Raw genomic sequence first — 16700 nt, forward strand, 5'->3', positions numbered from 1 at the left:
CGGGGACCTTTGTCGCAACGGCACCCGGCGTTGGTGGCTGTGCCCACCCGTCCCGCACAGCGGGCCGATTGCCCACAGCAGTAACTGTGGCCGGGGTCAGAGCCAGCCGTTGCTCGCGCCCGTTGAGCCGGCCAGCCAGATGATCGCCAGGAGGGTGTCCAACGCGCCCAGGATCAGGGCGATGAGGGCCGTCAGTGGGCGGGAGCCCCTCCAGCGGCGGCCCATGGACAGCCAGCCGCAGGCGATCGCCAGTGGGCCGAGGATGATGCTCAGCGTGAAGAAACCGGCGATCGCGCAGACGAGGCCGATGATGCCCAGGGTCGCGCGATCCGGCCCGGTCCGTGACCTCATGCGGCCACGTGAACGGGGGTACCTGCGCGTACCGTGTCCGAAGCCCGCCATCATCAACTCCTGAACTCCCTTGACCTTTCGGTCGGTTCGGGTCGATGCGCCGGGTACCCCCGTTCCTCGCCTTCAGACCTGCACACGCGCTGCCCCCCTCCGGCAGCGCGCCGCAGCTCCGGCCGCCCTCCACGTCGTAGATGCCGTACGGAGGACTTGACCCACTGTGACCTGCGGCGCGCACCGAGCGGGAGGGATCTTCGGCTCGGTCACCCTGATAGGGGAAAAGGCGAAACCTGAACGAGAACGGGCCGTCAGATGTGCCCGGCCCCCGCCCCCGCGGCCTCCGCGTTGTCGCCCCGCTTGGTGAGCATCGCGACGAAGACCGCCACGACGGCCACCCCGGCTGCGACGAGGCACGCCAGGCTCATGCCGGAGATGAAGGTGTCGTGCGCGACGTCGGTGATCTGCGCGGCGATCGCGGCCGGCGTGTCCTTGGTGACCGGCGCGGCACCCACCTGGACCGCCTCGGAGGCCTGGTCGAGCTGGGCCGGGGTGAGCGGCGGCAGCTTGGCGTCGGCCCAGTTGCCCGCGAGGTCGCCGTCGACCTTGGAGGCCATCACGGCGCCCAGCACCGCCGTACCGAGGCTGCCGCCGATCTGCATGGCGGCCTGCTGGAGCCCGCCGGCGACACCGGAGAGCTCCATCGGCGCGTTGCCCACGATGACCTCGGTCGCGCCGACCATGACCGGCGCGAGGCCGAGGCCGAGACCGGCGAACCAGATCGACATGACGCCGCTGCTGGTGCCCGTGTCCAGCGTGGACATGCCGTACATGGAGATCGCGGTGAGCGCCATGCCTCCCGCCAGCGGGATGCGCGGGCCCACCTTGGTGATGAGGGCGCCGGCCAGCGGCGAGCCCACGATCATCATTCCGGTGAGCGGCAGCAGGTGCAGGCCGGCGTCGACCGGGCTCATGCCGTGCACGTTCTGCAGATAGCAGGTGACGAAGAACAGGCCGCCCAGGAAGGCGATGGCCATCAGCACCATGAGGACGACGCCCGCCGACAGCGGCACCGAGCGGAACAGTGCCAGCGGGATCAGCGGCTCCTTCACCCTCTTCTCCCAGAGGGCGAAGAGCGCGAAACCGAGCACCGAGGCGCCCAGGAAGGTCCAGGTCAGACCGTCGCCCCAGCCCCAGGTCGGGGCCTTGATGAGCGCCCAGACCAGGCAGAACATGGCGGCGGAGAGCAGCGCGATGCCGAGGATGTCGAAGGAGCGGGGCGCGTTCTTGGCGCGGTGGTCGGTCAGGATCAGCACACCGAGGACCAGTGCGATGACGCCGACGGGCACGTTGATGAAGAACACCGACTGCCAGCTGACGTGCTGCACCAGCAGACCGCCGAGGATCGGGCCGCCCGCGGTGGAGGCGCCGATGACCATGCCCCAGATGCCGATCGCCATGTTCAGCTTCTCGGCCGGGAAGGTGGCCCGCAGCAGGCCGAGTGCGGCCGGCATCAGCAGCGCGCCGAACAGCCCCTGGAAGACCCGGAAGGTGACCACGAGGGCGATGCTGTCGGACAGGCCGATGGCACCGGAGGCGGCGGCGAAGCCGACCACGCCTATGAGGAAGGTCTGGCGGTGCCCGAACCGGTCGCCGAGCTTGCCCGCGGTGATCAGCGTGACCGCGAGGGCGAGGAAGTAGCCGTTGGTGATCCACTGGACGTCGGCGAAGCTCGCGCCGAGGTCCTTCTGGATGGCGGGGTTGGCGATGGCCACGATGGTGCCGTCCAGGGCCACCATCATGACCCCGACGGCCACGGTGATGAGGGTGAACCACGGATGGCCGCGCAGTCCCTTGGCGGGGGCCTGATCCGACAGGGCGAGCGGTGTCTTGTCCCCCGAGCCCGTCGTGTCGATGGTGGTCTGACTAGTCATGTCTCGAGGCTAGTGACAGTCACTGACAGTTGACAAACCAATTCACAAGTCGGTAACTGTCACGTCACTCACGGATAGGCTGAACCGGGCGAACCGTTCGCAGGAGAGGACCGATGGACATCGCGGACACGGCGGAGGCGGCGCCACGTCCCGGGCTGCGCGAACGCAAGAAGCAGCGCACCCGCGACGCGCTGCTGCGGGCCGCCCTCGAGCTGTTCACCACCAAGGGGTACGAGCAGACGACCGTCGACGAGATCGCCGAGGCCGTCGACGTCTCCCAGCGCACCTTCTTCCGCTACTTCGCGGGCAAGGAGGACGTCGCCCTGTTCAGCCAGCGGATCGCGGAGTCGCACTTCCTCGCCGCCGTGCGCGAACGCCCGCCCCACGAAGCCCCGTTGACGGCGCTGCGGCTGGCCGTCCTGGAGGGCTGGGACACCATCGGCGAGGCGGTCGACGCCGTCGTCCCGATCGAACTGCACATGCGCACCTTCCGGTTGATCGAGTCGACCCCCGCGCTGCTCGCCGTCCACCTGCGCCGCTCCGCCGAGCTGGAGGAGGAGATCGCACGGGTGATCGCCGAGCGTGAGGGCCTCGACGTGGACGTGGATCCGCGGCCGCGTGTCGCGGTCGCCGTATTCGGCGGAGTGATGCGCGTCACGGGCCGGTTGTGGGGCGCCGGTGAGGACGTCAGCGTCGAAGCGATCCGCGAGCTGACCGCCTCTTATCTCGATCACGTGGGTCCCGCGCTGGCCGAGAAGTGGCGTACCGACTGATCACTGACGGAAGCGTTGATCGCCGACGGAAAACTCGGAAAAGCGGCGCACCGAATGATCGTTGACGCACACACAGCGTCACCATTTAACTCAAACTGAACCCGCTTTGACCCAATTACCCCACCAGAAACGTGATACCGCTCACTCGTTTAACGGGAGACACCTCACTTCTCCTAGGGTGTCCTCTCAGTGACTTCCTTCGACACATCCCCCCAACTCAGCGTTTGGCGCGCATTGCTCGCGCTGGCCGTGGTGTTCGTGATGCTGGCCACCGGTGGGTGGACCGCGCTGAACAGCCATCGGGCAGCGACGCCGCTCCAAGCGTCACGCTCGGCGTGGGAGCACGGCAGCCTCGCCGGACACCGGCTCCCGGACCTGGACTCCGCGCCCGGCCGGCTGGCCCGCTTCTTCGCCACGCTCGACGCCCACCAGCGCTCCCGGCTCGCCCACCGCTACCCGCTCGCGGTCGGCAACATGAACGGGGCGCCCGTGACACTGCGCTACCAGGCGAACCACATCGCCCTGGAGCAACAGCGCAAGGTCGAGCGCAAACGCATGCACGACAACCGGCTCTCGACCCTCGGCCAGCACGAGGCGGGCCGACGTATGCACCGCTACGAGGCGCTGCTGCACAAGGGCCGCAAGATCCTCGCCTTCGACCCCATGGGGACGGGGCGGATCGCCGAGGTCTTCGGCAGCCTCGACAAGGCCCGGCGGATCTCGGTCGTGGTGCCCGGTGTCGACACCGACCTGCTCAACTTCCAGCGCACCAACAAGCCGAACTCGGCGCCCGTCGGCATGGCGCGTTCGCTGTACGCGGCCGAGCATGCGGCGGATCCGAGCACGCGTACGGCCGTGATCGCGTGGGCCGACTACACGGCACCCAGCGGGCTCGGCATGGACGCGGCGACCGCCATGCGCGCCGAGGAGGGCGCGGTCCGGCTGAACGCGCTGCTGCGGGGGCTGCCGGGGAACTCGCAGGTGGCCCTGTACTGCCACAGCTACGGCTCCGTGCTGTGCGGGGTCGCCGCCCATGAACTGCCCTCCCGGGTCTCCGACATAGCGGTGGCGGGCAGCCCCGGCATGCGCGCCGAGAAGGCGTCGAACCTGCACACCTCGGCCCAGGTCTGGGCGATGCGGGACTCCGACGACTGGATCGCGGACGTACCGAATCTTGAGGTCGGAGGGCTCGGACACGGAGCCGACCCGGTGTCGAAGGGATTCGGGGCGCGGGTCCTGTCGGCGAAGGACTCGAAGGGTCACACCGGCTATTTCGAGCCGGGTACGGAGAGTCTCCGCAACTTCGCGGAGATCGGCATTGGTGCGTACCGCGCGGTGACGTGCGCGCGCGACGATGACGCGTGCCGGACGGGTTTGTCCGGCACCGCGTCGGGCTGACGCGCGTAGAGAACGAAGAACTGCGGTCCGCCCAGGGAGGCGACGGAGGCTTGCGTGCCGCATACGATGGCCCGCATGGGTGACGTACTGGCCGGATTTCATGCCGCCTGGGAGTTCGAGTCCGACTCCGTGCTCATCCGCTTCGAACGGGGGATCCGGACGCCGAAGCTGTTCCAGGCACTCGGCGAACGCCGCATCCCCCTGGAGGCGATCGCGGCGGTGACGCTGACGCCCGGGAAGCGTGGCACGGTCGTTCTGCGTGCCGTGCCCAGGGCGGGTGCCGATCCGCTGATGGAGGCGGCCGCGGGGCAGCTCAAGGAGGGGTGCGATCCCTATCGGCTCGTGCTGCCCGCCGAGCGCGAGACGCTCGCCGAGTACTACGCGGACGAGCTGCGCGGACAGCTCACCGAGGACGACGAGCCCGCCGAGCGCTACCTGGTGAGCCCGCCCGAGGCGCCGCTGCAGTTCAAGGCGTACGACGGGAAGGCGTCCTTCGACGGCAAGTCGGTGTCCTTCCGGTGGTTCTGGACGGGCGCCTCCTCCGCGAAGTGGAAGGCCGGCGACCAGAGTTTCCCGGTCGCCGACCTGAGCGGGGTCGAGTGGCGCTCTCCCGAGGTCTTCGAGGGCCATCTGCGGCTGCTGCGCCGTCGGCCGGCGCCCGCGCAGCCCGCCCAGGCCGACCAGGATCCGGCGGCCGTTGTCTTCGGGCTCGGCTACGGGCCGGTGCACGAGTCGCTGCCGTTCGCGGCCGCCGTTCTCTCTGCGGTGCGCGCCTCCGGATCCGGGGCGCTGCCTCCGGCCGCCGCGTCGCGTCGCGATCCGGCCGACATCGCCGAACGGATTCGGCATCTCGGGGAGTTGCATGAGGCGGGGCTGGTGACGGATGAGGAGTTCACGTCCAAGAAGGCGGAACTCCTCGCGGAGCTGTAGGGGTTCGGCCCGTCGGCCCGACCCCGGAAAGCCGGATTCGCCCCCTCCGCCCCTACCCGTTCCCGTACCTGGTGGGCTTCGCCCCCCAGACCCCCCTGGGTTGTCCTTTTGCTGCGGGCCGGTGGGGGCTTGTCGCGCAGTTCCCCGCGCCCCTGAAGGGGCGCGGGGAACTGCGCGATCTTTTAAGCGGGGGTCTGGGGGCGGCAGCCCCCAGGGACGGGACGGGTAGGGGCGGAGGGGGCGAAAAAGGCTTACTCCCGGCCCGCCGACGCGAACGACATGTCCGGGTAGCGGTCACCCGCGACCTTGGAGGCGATCGGCTCAAGGAGGGCCAACTCGTCCTCGGTCAGGACGATTCGCGTGGCCGCCGTGTTCTCCTCGACCCGCGTGCGCTTGGTGGTGCCCGGGATGGGTACGACCGTGAAGTCGTGGACGGTGGCCTGTTGTTGGACCCACGCCAGGGCGATCTGGCCCGGCGAGGCGCCGTGGGCCTCGGCGATGGACCGGATCGGGTCCAGCAGCGCCGCGTTCGCGGACGCGTTCACCCCCAGAAAGCGGGGGTGCGTGCGCCGGACGTCGCCCTCCGAGAGGTCCTGGTCGGCGTTGGCGAAGGAGCCGGTGAGGAAGCCCCGGCCGAGCGGCGAGTACGGGACGAGCGCCACGCCCAGCTCACGAACGGCGGGCACGACGTTCGCCTCGATGTCCCGGCTGAACAGCGACCACTCCGACTGCACGGCCGCGATCGGGTGCACGGCCTGCGCCGCGCGCAGCTCCCCGGCGGTGATCTCGCTGAGCCCCAGGTGCTTGACCTTGCCCTCGCGCACCAGCTCCGCCATGGCGCCGACGCTCTCCTCGATCGGCACGTTCACATCGCGCCGGTGCATGTAGTAAAGGTCGATCACGTCGACGTCCAGCCGCTTGAGGCTGCCCTCGACGGCCTGGCGGATGTACGGCGGGTCGTTGCGGATGATCCGCTTGGTCCGGTCGCCCGACGGGACCGTGACGCCGTACTTGGTCGCGATCACGACCTCGTCCCGGTGTGCCTTGAAGAAGGGCGACAGGAACTTCTCGTTCTCGCCGCCGCCGTAGCCCTCCGCCGTGTCGTAGAGCGTGACGCCCAGCTCCAGCGCCCGCTCCAGGGCGGCCCGGGACTCGTCCGCGTCGGAGGGGCCGTACGCCCAGCTCATGCCCATGCAGCCGAGTCCCTGCACCCCGACCTCGGGGCCTCCCGTGCCGAGCCGCACCTTCGAGATCTCGCCGTCCGTCATCACGGCCTTTCCGACGCCAGGGCCCGCCCGGCGTCCGCATAGAAGTTGATCTTGTGATCGAGCACCGCGAGCGTGTCCTGGAGCTCGGCGATCCGGGCCTTGACGTCCCGGCGGGTCGCCTCCAGGAGTTCGTAGCGCGCGGTGTAGGTCTGGTCGCCCTCGCGCACCAGTTCCGCGTACCGCACCATGTCGGCGACGGGCATCCCGGTGAGCCGGAGTTTGCCGACGAGGCTCAGCCAGTCCAGGTCGCGGTTGCTGTAGCGGCGCTGGCCGGTGTGCGAGCGGTCGATGTGCGGCATCAGCCCGATGCGCTCGTACCAGCGCAGGGTGTGCGCGGTGAGGCCGGTGAAGGCGACGACCTCGCTGATCGTGTAGTTGTCCTGGCCGTCCGGGCGCCGGTGCCGGTCCGGCGGCGCCGCGCAGACGTCGGTCCTGGTCCTGGCGCCGGTCTCGGTGGACTCGGCCGTGGTCTCCATCACCGTCATGACCTCCACGCTAAAACCTTGGAGTGCACTCCAAGCAAGCGGAATCCGGGGAAATTCCCAAGACGCCGCCCGGCCGTGGTGACTACGGTGCGGATCATGAGTCTCGTACGCCGTGCCGTGCCCGAGGACGCCGAGGAAGTGCTGCGGCTGCGTCAGGTGATGATCGATTCGGTCTTCGCCGCGGACGGCTCCGCCGAGTGGCATGCGGAGTCACTGCCGACCATACGCGGCAAGCTCGCCGAACCCGACGGGAACTTCGCGGCCTTCGTCGTCGACCACCCCGACCGGCCGGAGGCACTCGCGGCCCTCGTCGCGGGCACGGTCGAGTACCGGATCGGGCGCGCGGGCAATCCGCACGGCGCGGTGGGCCATGTCTTCAGCGTCGCCACCGACCCGGACGCGCGGCGCCGCGGCTACGCCCGCGCGTGCATGGAGACGCTCCTCGACTGGTTCCGCGAGCGGGGCGTCGCTCAGGTCGACCTCAACGCCTCCGCCCAGGCCGAGCCGCTCTACGCCTCCCTCGGATTCGTCCGCAAGCCGGACCCCTCGATGCGGCTGAACCTCTGAGCCGCTTAGGCTCGTACGCATGTCCTTGCACAGCCTGGCGTTGATCGAGAACTGGCCCGTCCCCACGGCCGCGGCGGCCGTCGTCCGCGCGGACGGCACGGTGCTCGGGACCCATGGGCCCGTGACGCGTCGCTTCCCGCTGGCCTCCGTCACCAAGCCGCTCGCCGCGTACGCCGCGCTCGTCGCGTACGAGGAGGGAGCCATCGAGCTCGACGAGCCGGCGGGGCCGGCCGGTTCGACGGTCCGTCATCTCCTCGCGCACACCTCCGGGCTCGCCTTCGACGAGCACCGGGTGACGTCCGCGCCCGGGGAGCGGCGGCTGTACTCCAACGCCGGGTTCGAGGTGCTCGGGGACCACATCGCCAAGGCGACGGACATTCCCTTCGCGGAGTATCTGCGCCAGGCGGTGCTGCAGCCGCTGGGCATGGCCTCGACCACGCTCGACGGTTCACCCGCCAAGGACGGCGTCTCGACGGTCGACGACCTCGTGCGGTTCGCCGCCGAGGTGCAGGCGCCGCGGCTCCTCGACCCGCGTACGGTCGCCGAGGCGATGACCGTTCAATACCCCGGCACGAAGGGCGTCCTGCCGGGATACGGGCACCAGAACCCCAACGACTGGGGGCTCGGCTTCGAGATCCGCGACTCCAAGTCGCCGCACTGGACGGGGTCTTCGTCCTCGGCTCGTACGTTCGGGCACTTCGGGCAGTCCGGTACGTTCCTGTGGATCGACCCGGACGCGGGCGCCGCGGGTGTCGCGCTGACCGATCGGGCGTTCGGGCCCTGGGCGGTGGAGGCGTGGACCCCGTTCACGGATGCGGTACTGACGGAGCTGCGGGGCTGAGGTCCGGGCGGTTTTTCGCCCCCTCCGCCCCTACCCGTCCCGACCAGCCTTTCGGCTGCGGGTGGGTGGGGGCTTGTCGCGCAGTTCCCCGCGCCCCTAAAAGGGGCGCGGGGAACTGCGCACTCCACGACGCCCCGCACGGTCACCGGAAGGCCGCGGCGTTGCGTTCGGCCCAGGCCGCGAAGGTGCCCGGGGCGCGGCCCAGGACGCGTTCGACGTCGGGGCTGACCCGCCGCTCGTCGTCGGTGGGGGCGCCCAGGATGGCCAGGGTGCCCTCCACCACGGGCAGCGGCATGAAGCGTGCCATCAGCTCGTGGGCCTCCTCGCGGGTCTGCTCGGTGAAGCGCACCGGTTCGCCCAGGGCGCTCGCGATCGCGGCCGCCCGCTCGGGCGGGGTGGTCGCCGCGGGACCGGTCAGGGTGTAGGTGGCCCCGCCGTGAGCGCCCGACCGCAGGACGGCGGCAGCGACCGCGGCCACGTCGTCGGGGTCGACGAAGGGCAGGCCGACCTCGCCGAACGGCGCCGCGGCCTCCCGCCGGGCGCGGATCGACTCGGCCCACGCGAAGGCGTTGCTCGCCATCCCGCCCGACCTCAGGACCGTCCAGTCGAGCCCGGACTCCCGTACGGCCGCCTCGAATCGGCCCGGGTGGCGGTACGCCTCAGGGCGGGTCGCCACCCCCTGGGAGGACAGCAGCACCACCTTGCGGATCCCGGCGGTCTTGGCCGTGTCCAGGATGCCGTGCGGGTCCTCCCCCGCCACCAGGAGGAACAGCGCCTCACCGCCTTCGAAGGCGCCCCCGAGGCCGGCCGGCTCGGCCAGGTCGGCGGCGGCCACGCGGACTCCCGGCGGCACATCGGCCCCGGTGATGTGCCGGGCCACCGCCGTCACCGGCAGCCGGGCCTCGGTGAGCGTCCGCACCAGCGCCTGCCCGACGTTTCCGGTCGCACCTGTCACCACGTACATGTCGATCTCTCCATTCACTAGTCAGTTAGTCGACTGACTAACTTCCGTGAGCAGGACGCTAGCACGGACCGGCGCTCCGCTGTCTATAGTTAGTCGGGTGACTGACTCAGAAGAATCCAGGGGCCCTCGGGCGAAGGCGGCCGGCAAGCGGCGGCAGCTGACGGCGGCCGCCGCCCGGGTCCTGCACGAGCAGGGCGTGGAGCGCACGACCATCGCCGACATCGCCCGCGCCGCCGATGTCCCGGCGGGCAACGTGTACTACTACTTCAAGACCAAGGACGAGCTGGTCGAGGCCGCCCTCTCCGAGCACGCGACGAATCTGGAGGCCCTTACGGGCCGGCTCGATCAGCTCGCCGATCCGCGCGAACGCCTCAAGAGGCTCGTCGACGCGTGGGTCTCCCAGCGCGACACCGCGGCCCGCTACGGCTGCCCCACGGGCACCCTCGCCGCGGAGCTCGACAAGCGGGCCGAGGGGGGCCTCGACCTCACGGCGGGCCGGGTCATCCGGCAGCTGCTGGAGTGGGTGGAGGCGCAGTACCGCCAGATCGGCGTGGCGGACCCCGAAGGCCACGCACTGGCGCTCGTCGGCGCCTACCAGGGCATGTCGCTGCTCTCCAACGCCCTGCGCGACCCGGAGATCATGGCCCGCGAGGGGGCCCGCCTCACCCGCGAGCTCGACAGCCTGGGGTGACGAAGCGATTGAGTTGACGGTGCGTCAGCCCGTCGTCATCTCCCACAGCAGCAGCTCCGCCGGTGAGCCCGCCAGCGCCTCCAGGTCCTTCGCCTCCGTGATGCGGGCCGCGTCGCCCGGTCCCAGCTCCTCGCCGTCCAGGCGGACTTCGCCGCGGACGCAATGAACGTAGACGAAGGGCGCGTCGGGCACCGCGGTCCGCTCCCCCGCCGTCAGGCGGCGTACGTGGAGCATGGCGCCCGCCTCGGGGACCGCGTACGGCGTGGAGTCCGCGATGCCGTGGACGATCTCGTACGACGGGTCGCCGCCCGGCTCCAGCGGGGCCAGCCACATCTGAACGAAGGTCAGCGGCTGTGAGCCGTCGTTGCGCTCCACGTGGCGGACGCCGCCCGCCGAGCTGAGGCGCTGGACGTCGCCGGGGCGCACCACCGACTCGTGACCGGCCGAGTCCCGGTGGGTCAGCTCACCCTCCACCACCCACGTGACGATCTCGGTGTGGCTGTGCGGGTGCTCGTCGAAGCCCGCGCCGGGCGCGAGCCACTCCTCGTTGCAGGCGATCACCGCGCCGAAGCGGAGGTTGTCCGGGTCGTAGTGCGGGCCGAAGGAAAAGGCGTGGAGCGAGGAGATCCCGGCCGCCGGGTCCCCTCCGCGGTAGCGCTCGTCGGCGCGGCGGACGTCCATCACGTCCACCACCGTAGCCCCGGCCGGGCGCCCTCCCGCGCTTACTTGCGACCCGCCGCCGCACACCTCCGTCCTGATAAGGCAGTCTTGTCCCGTGCCCGAACCCGAATCCAGCAACACCGAACGCCCAGCGCATGCCATCCACGCGCACTCCGCGACCTTGAAGCGGCTGGAGAGGTCGTCCGGCAGTCTCGCCGCCCAGGCCATCGCGCGGATGGACGAGACGCTGCCGTGGTACCGGGCCATGCCCCCGGAGAACCGTTCCTGGATCGGTCTCGTCGCCCAGGCCGGCATCGCGGCCTTCACCGAGTGGTTCCGGCATCCCGACGCCCCGCAGGCCATCTCCACCGATGTGTTCGGGACCGCGCCACGCGAGCTGACCAGGGCCATCACCCTGCGCCAGACCGTCGAGATGGTGCGGACCACCATCGAGGTCATGGAGAGCGCGATCGACGAGGTCGCCGCTCCCGGTGACGAGTCCGTGCTGCGCGAGGCCCTGCTCGTCTACGCCCGCGAGATCGCCTTCGCCACCGCCCAGGTGTACGCGCAGGCGGCGGAGGCACGGGGTGCCTGGGACGCCCGGCTCGAATCGCTCGTCGTGAACGCGGTGCTCTCCGGTGAGGCCGATGAGGGTGCCGTCTCCCGGGCCGCCGCCCTCGGCTGGAATTCTCCCGAACATGTCTGCGTGGTGCTGGGTACGGCGCCCGACGGTGACAGCGAGCTGACGGTCGAGGCGATCCGGCGGGCCGCCCGGCACGCCAAGCTGCAGGTACTGACCGGTGTGCTCGGGGACCGGCTCGTCGTCATCGCGGGCGGCAGCGACAATCCGCTCGCCGTCGCCAAGTCGCTGATCGGGCCGTACGCCGCCGGGCCTGTCGTCGCCGGGCCGATCGTGCCCGATCTGCTCGCCGCGACCCGGTCCGCGCAGGCCGCCGCCGCCGGACTCAAGGCGTGTTTTGCCTGGCAGGACGCCCCGAGGCCGGTTCTGGCGGACGACCTGCTGCCGGAGCGCGCGATCGCCTCGGACCCGTCCGCCCGCGAGCAACTGGTGGAGGAGATCTACAGACCGCTGGAGGAGGCCGGCTCCGCGCTCCTGGAAACGCTCAGCGTCTATCTGGAACAGGCGAGCAGCCTCGAAGGCGCGGCCCGGATGCTCTTCGTCCATCCCAACACCGTGCGCTACCGGCTCCGACGTGTGACTGACGTCACCGGCTGGTCGCCTTCGGATGTACGCTCCGCGTTCACGCTGCGGATCGCGCTGATCCTGGGGCGTCTGGCTGATGGAGATCCCCAAACCTAGGCTTTTGTCGGGGACCTACAATTCCCCTTCATGTTCTTCGTCCTTGTCCCCACGGGCGGCCGTGGCCGTCCACAAGAGAGAGTGTGAGAGTGCTCGTACTCGTCGCTCCCGGCCAGGGCGCCCAGACGCCCGGCTTCCTGACTCCTTGGCTCGATCTCCCCGGCGCCGCCGACCGCCTCGCCGTGTGGTCGGACGCCATCGGGCTCGACCTCACCCACTACGGCACGCAGGCCGACGCGGACGCGATCCGTGACACGGCTGTCGCGCAGCCGCTCCTCGTCGCCGCCGGTCTCCTGTCGGCCTCGGCACTCGGTGACATCACCCCCGGTGCCGTCGCGGGCCACAGCGTGGGCGAGATCACGGCCGCCGCGTTCGCGGGAGTGCTCGACGAGACCGACGCGCTGCAGCTCGTACGCAAGCGGGGCCTGGCGATGGCCGACGCCGCAGCCGTCACGCAGACCGGTATGTCGGCGCTGCTCGGCGGGGACCCCGAGACGACGGTCCCGCACCTGGCGAAGCTCGGCCTGACCCCGGCCAACGTGAACGGCGCGGGCCAGATCGTGGCCGCCGGCACGCTGGAGGAGCTGGCCGCCCTGGAGGCGGACAAGCCCGAGGGCGTACGCCGTGTCGTGGCCCTGAAGGTCGCGGGCGCGTTCCACACCCACCACATGACCCCGGCGGTCGACGCGCTGGCCGAGGCCGCCGCGGGCCTGGACCCGGCGGACCCGCTGATCACGTACGTGTCGAACAAGGACGGCCAGGCCGTCAAGGCCGGCTCCGAGGTCCTGGCGCGTCTGATCGGCCAGGTCGCCAACCCGGTCCGCTGGGACCTGTGCATGGAGACCTTCAAGGAGCTCGGCGTGACCGCGCTGGTCGAGGTGTGCCCCGGCGGCACCCTGACCGGTCTGGCCAAGCGCGCGCTGCCCGGTGTCGCGACGCTGGCGCTGAAGACCCCCGACGACCTCGACGCGGCTCGCGAGCTCATCGCAGAGCACAGTGCCTGAGAAGGAGCCCGAGAGCATGTCGAAGATCAAGGCACCCAAGGGCGCTCCGTTCGCGCGCATCCTCGGCGTCGGCGGCTACCGCCCCGTCCGGGTCGTGCCCAACGAGGTGATCCTGGAGACGATCGACTCGTCCGACGAGTGGATCCGCTCGCGCTCCGGCATCGAGACCCGGCACTGGGCGAACGACGAGGAGACCGTCGCCGCGATGTCGATCGAGGCGTCCGGCAAGGCCATCGCCGACGCCGGGATCAACGCCGACCAGATCGGCGCCGTGGTCGTCTCCACCGTGTCGCACTTCAGCCAGACCCCGGCCGTCGCCACCGAGATCGCCGACAAGCTCGGCACGAACAAGGCCGCCGCCTTCGACATCTCGGCCGGCTGCGCGGGCTTCGGCTACGGCCTGACGCTCGCCAAGGGCATGGTCGTCGAGGGTTCGGCGGAGTACGTCCTCGTCATCGGCGTGGAGCGGCTGTCGGACCTCACCGACCTGGAGGACCGCGCGACGGCCTTCCTGTTCGGTGACGGCGCGGGCGCGGTCGTCGTGGGCCCCTCCGAGGAGCCGCACATCGGTCCCACCGTGTGGGGTTCCGAGGGCGACAAGGCGGGCACGATCAAGCAGACCGTGCCGTGGGACCGTTTCCGCATCGGCGACGTCTCGGAGCTTCCGCTCGATTCCAAGGGCGAGATCAAGTTCCCTGCGATCACGCAGGAGGGCCAGGCGGTGTTCCGCTGGGCCGTGTTCGAGATGGCGAAGGTCGCCCAGCAGGCGCTGGACGCGGCCGGAATCACCCCGGACGACCTGGATGTCTTCATTCCTCACCAGGCCAACGAGCGGATCATCGACTCGATGGTGAAGACGCTGAAACTGCCGGCGCACGTCACGGTCGCCCGCGACGTACGCACCACCGGCAACACGTCGGCCGCCTCGATCCCGCTCGCGATGGAGCGGCTCCTGGCGACCGGCGAGGCGAAGAGCGGCGACACCGCGCTCGTCATCGGCTTCGGGGCGGGTCTCGTGTACGCCGCCACGGTCGTTACCCTCCCCTAGGCACACCGTCCGGATCATCTCCGGCCGGAGTACCGCCACACCCTCTGGATACATACCGAAGGAGCGCCTGACATGGCCGCCACTCAGGAAGAGATCGTCGAAGGTCTCGCCGAGATCGTGAACGAGATCGCCGGGATCCCCACCGAGGACGTCCAGCTGGACAAGTCCTTCACCGACGACCTGGACGTCGACTCGCTGTCCATGGTCGAGGTCGTCGTCGCCGCCGAAGAGCGCTTCGACGTCAAGATCCCGGACGACGACGTCAAGAACCTCAAGACCGTCGGCGACGCGACGAACTACATCCTCAAGCACCAGGCCTGATCTTCCGATCACCTGGGCTGAAGGCCCGGTTTCACCCGGGCCGAACGCCCTTGGTTCGCCTGGGCTGTATGCCCCGCCACCCGGCGGTGGCGCCGCTGAATCCTCGTATCCGTTGGAGAAAGAATTCCCGTGAGCCCGACCAATCGCACCGTGGTCGTCACCGGTATCGGCGCAACCACACCGCTGGGTGGCGACGCAGCCTCTACCTGGGAGGGCCTGGTCGCCGGACGTTCCGGTGTCCGAGCCCTGGAGCAGGAGTGGGCCGCCGATCAGGCGGTCCGCATCGCGGCGCAGATCGCCGTGGAGCCGGGCGAGGTCATTCCCCGCCCGCAGGCCCGCCGCCTGGACCGCTCGGCGCAGTTCGCGCTGATCGCGGCCAAGGAGGCCTGGGCGGACGCCGGTTTCGTCGGCAAGGCGGGCGAGACCGACACATCGGCCGCCGACGAGGCGGGCAGCGTCGACCCCGACCGGCTCGGCGCGGTCATCGCCTCCGGCATCGGCGGCGTGACGACTCTGCTCGACCAGTACGACGTGCTGAAGGAGAAGGGCGTACGCCGTGTCTCCCCGCACACCGTGCCGATGCTGATGCCCAACGGCCCGTCCGCCAACGTGGGCCTCCTCGTGGGCGCCCGCGCCGGCGTGCACACCCCGGTCTCCGCCTGTGCTTCGGGCGCCGAGGCCATCGGCTACGCCATCGAGATGATCCGCACCGGCCGTGCCGACGTCGTCGTCGCCGGTGGTACCGAGGCGGCCATCCACCCGCTGCCCATCGCCGCGTTCGGCAACATGATGGCGATGTCCAAGAACAACGACGACCCGCAGGGTGCCTCGCGCCCCTACGACGTCGCCCGTGACGGCTTCGTCCTCGGTGAGGGCGCCGGCGTCCTCGTCCTGGAGTCGGCCGAGCACGCCGCCAAGCGCGGCGCCCGTGTCTACGCGGAAGCGGTCGGCCAGGGCATCTCGGCCGACGCCCACGACATCGTGCAGCCTGAGCCCGAGGGCCGCGGCATCTCGCACGCACTGCAGAACCTGCTCGACAACACCGACCTGGACCCGGCCGAGATCGTGCACGTCAACGCGCACGCGACCTCGACGCCGGCCGGTGACGTCGCCGAGCTGAAGGCGCTCCGCAAGGTGTTCGGCGACGACGCCGACCACATGGCGGTGTCCGCCACCAAGTCGATGACCGGTCACCTCCTCGGTGGCGCAGGCGGCGTGGAGTCGGTCGCGTCCGTGCTCGCGCTGTACCACCGTCTCGCGCCGCCGACCATCAACGTCGAGAACCTCGACCCCGAGGCGGAGGCTGCCGCCGACATCGTTCGCGGTGAGGCGCGCAAGCTGCCTGTCGAGGGCCGCATCGCCGCCCTGAACGACTCGTTCGGGTTCGGCGGGCACAACGTGGTGCTGGCCTTCCGGTCTGTCTGAGCATCGCCTGTACGTAACTGAAGGGCCCCCACCGGCTGGTGGGGGCCCTTCAGTTACATCTACGTCCGGGACTCACACCACCTGGTGGAGCCAGCGGACCGGGGCGCCCTCGCCCGCGTACCTGAAGGGCTCCAACTCGTCGTCCCAGGGCTTGCCGAGGAGCTTGGCGAGTTCGGCCTCCAGGTCGGTTTCGCCTCGCTGGGAGCGCAGGAGGGCGGCGCGCAGGCGGTCCTCGGGGATCAGGATGTCGCCGTGGATTCCGGTGACGGCGTGGAAGATGCCGAGCTCGGGGGTGCAGCTATAGCGCTCGCCCTCGGCCGTGGGGCACGGCTCGGCGGTGACCTCGAAGCGCATCAGATGCCAGCCGCGCAGCGCGGAGGCGAGCTTGGAGGCGGTGCCCACCTCGCCCTTCCAGGAGAACTCGGATCTCCAGGTGCCCGGTGACGCGGGCTGCCGGATCCAGTCGAGGTTCACGCGCGTGCCGAGCACCCCCGCGACCGCCCACTCGACGTGCGGGCACAGCGCGCGGGGCGCGGAGTGCACGTAGAGAACTCCACGTGTCGTCACTGGGGCCTCCGGACAGAGCGAGACATCTTGTAACTTAGCGGAACGGCAGTGGCAGGGCGGCCACGGGGCGAGGCTACCGTGCGGCGGCGCAAGGAGTGTGACGTACCGTCGGTCCCGACGCCTGGAAACACCGAGGTTTCACCCAACGGGACGCGCGT

General features: G+C 70.5%; 18 protein-coding genes. 11 read left to right on the forward strand and 7 right to left on the reverse strand.

Translation table 11 applies throughout. The features are described 5' to 3' along the window. Positions 1–96: 96 nt before the first annotated feature. Positions 97–405, reverse strand: a complete 309-nt coding sequence (locus AB5J53_RS16030; protein ID WP_369246328.1) for a small hydrophobic protein — start codon at positions 403–405, stop codon at positions 97–99. Positions 406–656: 251 nt separating this feature from the next. Beyond that, on the reverse strand, positions 657–2279 hold the full coding sequence (locus AB5J53_RS16035) for an MFS transporter (protein ID WP_369246329.1): 1623 nt from the start codon (positions 2277–2279) through the stop codon (positions 657–659). A 113-nt stretch (positions 2280–2392) separates the two neighbouring features. Between AB5J53_RS16035 and AB5J53_RS16040 the strand changes: the two genes are divergently transcribed. The 3 genes from AB5J53_RS16040 (at position 2393) to AB5J53_RS16050 (ending at position 5380) form a co-directional block, all read left to right on the forward strand. Beyond that, complete coding sequence (locus AB5J53_RS16040) at positions 2393–3052, forward strand: TetR family transcriptional regulator (RefSeq protein WP_369246330.1); 660 nt, start codon at positions 2393–2395, stop codon at positions 3050–3052. Positions 3053–3241: 189 nt separating this feature from the next. Continuing rightward, complete coding sequence (locus AB5J53_RS16045; RefSeq protein WP_369246331.1) at positions 3242–4450, forward strand: alpha/beta hydrolase; 1209 nt, start codon at positions 3242–3244, stop codon at positions 4448–4450. A 66-nt stretch (positions 4451–4516) separates the two neighbouring features. After that, the gene (locus AB5J53_RS16050) at positions 4517–5380 is read left to right on the forward strand and encodes a DUF4429 domain-containing protein (protein WP_369252256.1); all 864 of its coding nucleotides are present in this window, start codon (positions 4517–4519) and stop codon (positions 5378–5380) included. Between the two features lie 251 nt (positions 5381–5631). On the opposite strand, the gene AB5J53_RS16055 is transcribed toward AB5J53_RS16050, so the two are convergent. Continuing rightward, positions 5632–6648, reverse strand: a complete 1017-nt coding sequence (locus tag AB5J53_RS16055; RefSeq protein ID WP_369246332.1) for an aldo/keto reductase — start codon at positions 6646–6648, stop codon at positions 5632–5634. Then, positions 6648–7133, reverse strand: coding sequence for a MerR family transcriptional regulator (locus AB5J53_RS16060; protein ID WP_369246333.1), 486 nt, complete (start codon positions 7131–7133; stop codon positions 6648–6650). The genes AB5J53_RS16055 and AB5J53_RS16060 overlap by 1 nt, the downstream gene beginning before the upstream one ends. A gap of 96 nt (positions 7134–7229) precedes the next feature. Between AB5J53_RS16060 and AB5J53_RS16065 the strand changes: the two genes are divergently transcribed. Further along, positions 7230–7700, forward strand: coding sequence for a GNAT family N-acetyltransferase (locus tag AB5J53_RS16065; RefSeq protein ID WP_369246334.1), 471 nt, complete (start codon positions 7230–7232; stop codon positions 7698–7700). A 19-nt stretch (positions 7701–7719) separates the two neighbouring features. Next, positions 7720–8541 carry a serine hydrolase domain-containing protein gene (locus AB5J53_RS16070; protein WP_369246335.1) on the forward strand — a complete coding sequence of 274 codons (822 nt, stop codon included), beginning with the start codon at positions 7720–7722 and terminating at the stop codon, positions 8539–8541. A 142-nt stretch (positions 8542–8683) separates the two neighbouring features. Here AB5J53_RS16070 and AB5J53_RS16075 read toward each other — a convergent pair whose 3' ends face one another. Further along, positions 8684–9505 carry an NAD(P)H-binding protein gene (locus AB5J53_RS16075; RefSeq protein ID WP_369246336.1) on the reverse strand — a complete coding sequence of 274 codons (822 nt, stop codon included), beginning with the start codon at positions 9503–9505 and terminating at the stop codon, positions 8684–8686. A gap of 97 nt (positions 9506–9602) precedes the next feature. Here AB5J53_RS16075 and AB5J53_RS16080 point away from each other — a divergent pair, with 97 nt between their 5' ends. Beyond that, positions 9603–10196, forward strand: a complete 594-nt coding sequence (locus AB5J53_RS16080; RefSeq protein ID WP_369246337.1) for a TetR/AcrR family transcriptional regulator — start codon at positions 9603–9605, stop codon at positions 10194–10196. A gap of 24 nt (positions 10197–10220) precedes the next feature. On the opposite strand, the gene AB5J53_RS16085 is transcribed toward AB5J53_RS16080, so the two are convergent. Further along, positions 10221–10880 carry a pirin family protein gene (locus AB5J53_RS16085; RefSeq protein WP_369246338.1) on the reverse strand — a complete coding sequence of 220 codons (660 nt, stop codon included), beginning with the start codon at positions 10878–10880 and terminating at the stop codon, positions 10221–10223. A gap of 91 nt (positions 10881–10971) precedes the next feature. On the opposite strand from AB5J53_RS16085, the gene fasR reads away from it, so the two are divergent. The 5 genes from fasR to AB5J53_RS16110 all read left to right on the forward strand — a co-directional run bounded on the left by fasR (position 10972) and on the right by AB5J53_RS16110 (position 15975). Next, entirely contained in the window at positions 10972–12177 is a 1206-nt protein-coding gene (gene fasR / locus AB5J53_RS16090; protein ID WP_369246339.1) for a fatty acid biosynthesis transcriptional regulator FasR, read from the forward strand. An 89-nt stretch (positions 12178–12266) separates the two neighbouring features. Further along, positions 12267–13181 carry an ACP S-malonyltransferase gene (locus AB5J53_RS16095; RefSeq protein WP_369246340.1) on the forward strand — a complete coding sequence of 305 codons (915 nt, stop codon included), beginning with the start codon at positions 12267–12269 and terminating at the stop codon, positions 13179–13181. A gap of 16 nt (positions 13182–13197) precedes the next feature. Further along, the gene (locus tag AB5J53_RS16100) at positions 13198–14229 is read left to right on the forward strand and encodes a ketoacyl-ACP synthase III (RefSeq protein ID WP_369246341.1); all 1032 of its coding nucleotides are present in this window, start codon (positions 13198–13200) and stop codon (positions 14227–14229) included. A 72-nt stretch (positions 14230–14301) separates the two neighbouring features. Continuing rightward, positions 14302–14550: an acyl carrier protein gene (locus AB5J53_RS16105; RefSeq protein WP_189185313.1), complete on the forward strand. Its 249-nt coding sequence runs from the start codon at positions 14302–14304 to the stop codon at positions 14548–14550. A 129-nt stretch (positions 14551–14679) separates the two neighbouring features. After that, the gene (locus tag AB5J53_RS16110; RefSeq protein WP_369246342.1) at positions 14680–15975 is read left to right on the forward strand and encodes a beta-ketoacyl synthase; all 1296 of its coding nucleotides are present in this window, start codon (positions 14680–14682) and stop codon (positions 15973–15975) included. Positions 15976–16047: 72 nt separating this feature from the next. Here AB5J53_RS16110 and AB5J53_RS16115 read toward each other — a convergent pair whose 3' ends face one another. Next, positions 16048–16542 (reverse strand): DUF3145 domain-containing protein, encoded by a 495-nt coding sequence (locus AB5J53_RS16115; protein ID WP_369246343.1) that lies wholly within the window; start codon positions 16540–16542, stop codon positions 16048–16050. Positions 16543–16700: the final 158 nt, after the last annotated feature.

The organism is Streptomyces sp. R41, assembly GCF_041053055.1.
GTDB lineage: Bacteria > Actinomycetota > Actinomycetes > Streptomycetales > Streptomycetaceae > Streptomyces.

Excerpts from the sequence above, each read along its gene's own strand:
- AB5J53_RS16030 (WP_369246328.1), bottom strand. The coding sequence starts at position 405 with ATGATGGCGGGCTTCGGACACGGTACGCGCAGGTACCCCCGTTCACGT.
- AB5J53_RS16035 (WP_369246329.1), bottom strand. The coding sequence starts at position 2,279 with ATGACTAGTCAGACCACCATCGACACGACGGGCTCGGGGGACAAGACA.
- AB5J53_RS16040 (WP_369246330.1), top strand. The coding sequence starts at position 2,393 with ATGGACATCGCGGACACGGCGGAGGCGGCGCCACGTCCCGGGCTGCGC.
- AB5J53_RS16050 (WP_369252256.1), top strand. The coding sequence starts at position 4,517 with ATGGCCCGCATGGGTGACGTACTGGCCGGATTTCATGCCGCCTGGGAG.
- AB5J53_RS16055 (WP_369246332.1), bottom strand. The coding sequence starts at position 6,648 with ATGACGGACGGCGAGATCTCGAAGGTGCGGCTCGGCACGGGAGGCCCC.
- AB5J53_RS16060 (WP_369246333.1), bottom strand. The coding sequence starts at position 7,133 with ATGACGGTGATGGAGACCACGGCCGAGTCCACCGAGACCGGCGCCAGG.
- AB5J53_RS16065 (WP_369246334.1), top strand. The coding sequence starts at position 7,230 with ATGAGTCTCGTACGCCGTGCCGTGCCCGAGGACGCCGAGGAAGTGCTG.
- AB5J53_RS16070 (WP_369246335.1), top strand. The coding sequence starts at position 7,720 with ATGTCCTTGCACAGCCTGGCGTTGATCGAGAACTGGCCCGTCCCCACG.
- AB5J53_RS16075 (WP_369246336.1), bottom strand. The coding sequence starts at position 9,505 with ATGTACGTGGTGACAGGTGCGACCGGAAACGTCGGGCAGGCGCTGGTG.
- AB5J53_RS16100 (WP_369246341.1), top strand. The coding sequence starts at position 13,198 with ATGTCGAAGATCAAGGCACCCAAGGGCGCTCCGTTCGCGCGCATCCTC.
- AB5J53_RS16105 (WP_189185313.1), top strand. The coding sequence starts at position 14,302 with ATGGCCGCCACTCAGGAAGAGATCGTCGAAGGTCTCGCCGAGATCGTG.